Origin of the sequence: Streptomyces sp. SID11385, from assembly GCF_010548245.1 — a bacterium.
Taxonomy (GTDB): Bacteria; Actinomycetota; Actinomycetes; order Streptomycetales; family Streptomycetaceae; genus Streptomyces.
This window is the reverse complement of the sequence record NZ_JAAGLR010001129.1, coordinates 1-4,661: the sequence shown is the minus strand read 5'-3', so window position 1 is coordinate 4,661 and position 4,661 is coordinate 1. Positions and strand designations below refer to the sequence as shown.

The following is a 4,661-nucleotide window of genomic DNA, read 5'->3' as shown; positions in this document are numbered from 1 at the left end:
GGCGGCGGTGAGCGACCCGTACCTGCCGCGCGGCACGGTGCGGCGCGCGCGGTGCGCCGTCGAGCCCGCCGTACGCCCGGAGCCGAGCAGCGCGCGCAGCGGCGCCAGCGTGTCGTTCGTGAGCCGCCCCGACCACACCAGGTCCCACAGCGCGTCGGCGAGTTGCGGGTCGGTCGCGTCGGGGTGCGTCGTGGCGCGGACCTGCTGGGCGATCTGGCGGAAGAAGAGCCCGTACCCGCCGGAGAGGGCGGTGAGGAGCGACTGGTGCAGCGGGCTCAGTTCGAGGGGGAGCGGTTCGGGGAGCAGCAGCGGCGCGGAATCGGCCGGGTAGAGCCCGATCCAGCCGTCCTTGCCGGGCAGGGCGCCCGCTCCGGCCCACAGCAGTTCGCCCGCCGAGGTCAGCTCGTCGAGCAGCGCCGGGCTGTACGCGGACAGGCGCGAGGGCAGGACGAGGCGTTCGAGGGCGGAGGCGGGCACCGTCGCGCCCTGCAACTGCTCGACGGCGCGCACGAGGCCGTCGATGCCGCGCAGCCCGTTGCCGTCGAGGTGCTGCCAGCGCGGCAGGAAGTCCGCGTACGCGCTGGGCGCCACCGGCTCCAGTTCGTGCCGCAGCGCCGCGAGCGAGCGTCGGCGCAGCCGGCGCAGCACCGTCGCGTCGCACCACTCCTGGCCGCGTCCCGCCGGGTGGAACTCCCCGGCCACGACGCGTCCACCGGCCGCGAGCCGCTGGAGCGCGCCCTCGGTCACCGCGGTGCCGAGACCGAAGCGGGCCGCGGCGTCCGCCGTCGTGAACGGGCCGTGCGTGCGCGCGTACCGGGCGAGGAGGTCGCCGAGCGGGTCCTTCACCGGCTCCGTGAACGCCTCGGGCACGCCCACGGGCAGCGCGGTGCCGAGCGCGTCGCGCAGCCGCCCCGCGTCCTCGATCGCCGCCCAGTGCGCGCGGCCCGCGACGCGCACTTCGATGGCGCGGCGCGCCTGAGCCAGTTCCCGTACGTACGAGGGCTGCGCGCCGCGCGCCGCCAGCTCCTCGTCGGTGAGCGGACCGAGCAGGCGCAGCCGGTCGGCGACGCCCTCGGCGTCCTTGACGGCGCGGTCCTCGGTGAGCCATTGCAGCTCCCGCTCCAGCTCGGCGAGGACCTCCGGGTCGAGGAGTTCGCGCAGTTCGGCGCGGCCGAGCAGTTCGGAGAGCAGCCGCGAGTCGAGCGAGAGCGCGGCGGCGCGGCGTTCGGCGAGGGGCGAGTCGCCCTCGTACAGGAACTGGGCGACGTATCCGAAGAGCAGCGAGCGGGCGAACGGGGACGCCTCGGGCGTCGTCACCTCCACGAGGCGGACGCGGCGCGCGGCGATGTCACCCATCAGCTCGCGCAGCCCCGGCACGTCGAAGACGTCCTGGAGGCACTCGCGGACCGCTTCGAGGACGATCGGGAACGAGCCGAACTCGCTCGCGACCTGGAGCAGTTGCGAGGCGCGCTGGCGCTGCTGCCACAGCGGGGTGCGGCGGCCGGGGTCGCGGCGGGGCAGGAGGAGGGCGCGGGCGGCGCACTCGCGGAAGCGGGAGGCGAAGAGCGCGGAGCCGCCGACCTCGTCGGTGACGATCCGTTCGATCTCCTCCTGGTCGAAGAGGGTGTCGGAGGCACCGACCGGGGCCTGCTCGCTGTCGTACTCCGTCCCCGGCGTCTTCGGGGCGGCGTCGACGTCGAGCAGGTCGAGGCCGAGGAGGTCCGCGTCGGGCAGGCGCAGCACGATGCCGTCGTCCGCGTGCACGACCTGCGCGTCGAGGCCCAGTTTCTCGTGCAGCCGCGAGCCGATCGCGAGCGCCCACGGCGCGTGCACCTGCGCGCCGAAGGGGGAGTGGACGACGACGCGCCAGTCGCCCAGCTCGTCGCGGAAGCGCTCGACGACGATGGTGCGGTCGTCGGGGACGTGCCCGCAGGCGCGGCGCTGCTCGTCCAGGTACGCGAGGAGGTTGTCCGTCGCCCAGGCGTCCAGCCCGGCCGCGACGAGGCGCAGGCGCGCGTCGTCCGGCGACAGGCCGCCCAGTTCGCGCACGAAGGCGCCGAGCGCGCGCCCCAGCTCCAGCGGTCTGCCGAGCTGGTCGCCCTTCCAGAACGGCAGCCTGCCCGGCACCCCGGGCGCGGGCGAGACGAGCACGCGGTCGCGCGTGATGTCCTCGATGCGCCACGACGTCGTGCCGAGCGTGAAGACGTCGCCGACGCGCGACTCGTAGACCATCTCCTCGTCCAGCTCGCCGACCCGGCCGCCGCCCTTCTTCGGGTCCGAGCCGGCGAGGAAGACGCCGAAGAGGCCGCGGTCGGGGATCGTGCCGCCCGAGGTGACCGCGAGCCGCTGGGCGCCCGGGCGCCCCGTGACGGTGCCCGCGACGCGGTCCCACACGACACGTGGCCGCAGCTCGGCGAAGGCGTCCGAGGGGTAGCGGCCCGCGAGCATGTCGAGCACCGACTCGAAGGCGGACTCGGGCAGTGCGGCGAACGGCGCGGCGCGACGGACGAGCGCGAGCAGGTCGTCGTACTGCCAGGTGTCCATCGACGTCATCGCGACGAGCTGTTGCGCGAGGACGTCGAGCGGGTTGGACGGGACGCGCAGCGCCTCGATGAGCCCGCCGCGCATCCGCTCGGTGACCACGGCGGACTGCACGAGGTCGCCGCGGTACTTCGGGAAGACGACGCCCGTCGAGACCGCGCCCACCTGGTGCCCCGCGCGGCCGACGCGCTGGAGCCCGGAGGCGACCGAGGGCGGCGACTCGACCTGCACGACCAAGTCGACGGAGCCCATGTCGATGCCCAGCTCCAGGCTGGAGGTCGCGACGACGGCGGGGAGCCGGCCCGCCTTCAGGTCCTCCTCGACCTGCGCGCGCTGCTCCTTGGAGACCGAGCCGTGGTGTGCCCGCGCGAGCACGGGAGGCGCGCCCTTGGCCGGTCCCGAGCCGCCCATGAGCTGCGCCGGGCCGTGGTCCTCGGGCAGGGGTTCGCCCGTGGCGCGCTCGTAGGCGATCTCGTTGAGCCGGTTGCACAGGCGCTCGGCGAGACGGCGCGAGTTGACGAAGACGATCGTCGAGCGGTGCGCCTGCACGAGGTCCGTGATGCGCTCCTCGACCTGCGGCCACACGGAGGGCGACTCGCCCTTGTCGTCCTCGCCGACGGGCGAGCCGCCCATCTCCCCGAGATCGGGCACGGGGACGACGACGGACAGGTCGAACTCCTTCCCGGAGACCGGCTGCACGACCTGGGCCCTGCGCTGCGGCGACAGGAAGCGCGCCACCTCGTCGACGGGGCGCACCGTCGCGGAGAGCCCGATGCGGCGCGCGGGACGGGGCAGCAGTTCGTCGAGCCGCTCCAGCGACAGCGCCAGGTGCGCGCCGCGCTTCGTGCCCGCGACGGCGTGCACCTCGTCCAGGATCACCGTCTCGACGCCCGTCAGCGCCTCGCGCGCCTGCGAGGTGAGCATGAGGAAGAGGGACTCGGGCGTCGTGATGAGGATGTCGGGAGGGCGGGTGGTGAGCGAGCGGCGCTCCGCGGCCGGGGTGTCGCCCGACCGGATGCCCACCCGGATCTCCGGCTCGGGCAGCCCGAGGCGCACGGACTCCTGCCGGATACCGGTCAGGGGGCTGCGCAGATTGCGCTCCACGTCCACGGCGAGGGCCTTGAGCGGGGACACGTAGAGGACGCGGCAGCGCTTGCGGGCCTCGGCGGGGGGAGGGGTGGACGCGAGGCCGTCGAGCGCGGCGAGGAAGGCGGCGAGCGTCTTCCCGGAACCGGTCGGGGCCACCACCAGGACGTCCGACTCCTTCTGGATGGCGCGCCACGCGCCCTCCTGCGCGGCGGTGGGCGCGGAGAAGGCACCCGTGAACCAGTCACGGGTGGCGGCGGAGAACCCCTGGAGGGCGGAAGCGGCCATGCCTCCCATCGTGCACCGTGGCACTGACAACGGCTGGGGAAGCGGCGGCCTCGCGTCATGGGGCGGGGGCGTCGCGTACGCCGCGTGGTGCGGCGGGTACGTCGCGTGGTGCGGCGGGTACGTCGTGTGTGACCAGGTACGTCGCGTGGCGGCCCGGTGGCTCGCGCGGCGTCCGCACCGTGGAACGCTCCGCCGCGCGCCATCCGGTTCCTCGCACAATGACGCCATGAGGGCGAGCGAGGTGAGGCAGCGGGGAGCGGCCGAGCGGGCGCGGCACTGGCGGTACGCGGAACTGCCCGGCGTCGACCTCCTGCGCGCCCGCTACGTCCGCAAGACCTTCGCCCCGCACACCCACGAGCACTACGTGATCGCGGCCGTGACCTCGGGCGTCGAGATCTTCCGGCACCGCGGCATCGAGGAGTACGCGGGCGCCGGCAGCCTCGCCCTGGTCAACCCGGACACGCCGCACACGGGACGCGCCCAGGGGCCCGAGGGCTGGCGGTACGGCGCCGTCTACCCGGCCCCCGGTCTCGTCGCGGAGATCGCGCGGGAGACGACGACGCTGCGCGGCGCCCCGGGCTTCGCCGCGCCGGTCCTGGCCGACCCCTACGCGACGCGCCTCGTGCACCGCGTGCTGCGCGCGGCGGAGGAGGGCGACGCGCTCACCGCGGACACGCTGCTGCGCGCCACGGTCACCCGGCTGCTGCACCGCAACGGTGGGTCGCTGCGCGCCAGGACGGTGCGCG

General features: G+C 75.1%; 2 protein-coding genes. One reads left to right on the top strand and one right to left on the bottom strand.

The window, feature by feature from the left end; translation table 11 throughout:
• On the bottom strand, positions 1-3,915 hold a 3,915-nt coding region (locus tag G3I42_RS34505), incomplete at its 3' end, for a DEAD/DEAH box helicase (protein ID WP_164291599.1).
• Between the two features lie 226 nt (positions 3,916-4,141).
• Here G3I42_RS34505 and G3I42_RS34500 point away from each other — a divergent pair.
• A partial coding sequence (locus G3I42_RS34500) for an AraC family ligand binding domain-containing protein (protein ID WP_203607718.1) occupies positions 4,142-4,661 on the top strand: 520 nt, incomplete at its 3' end.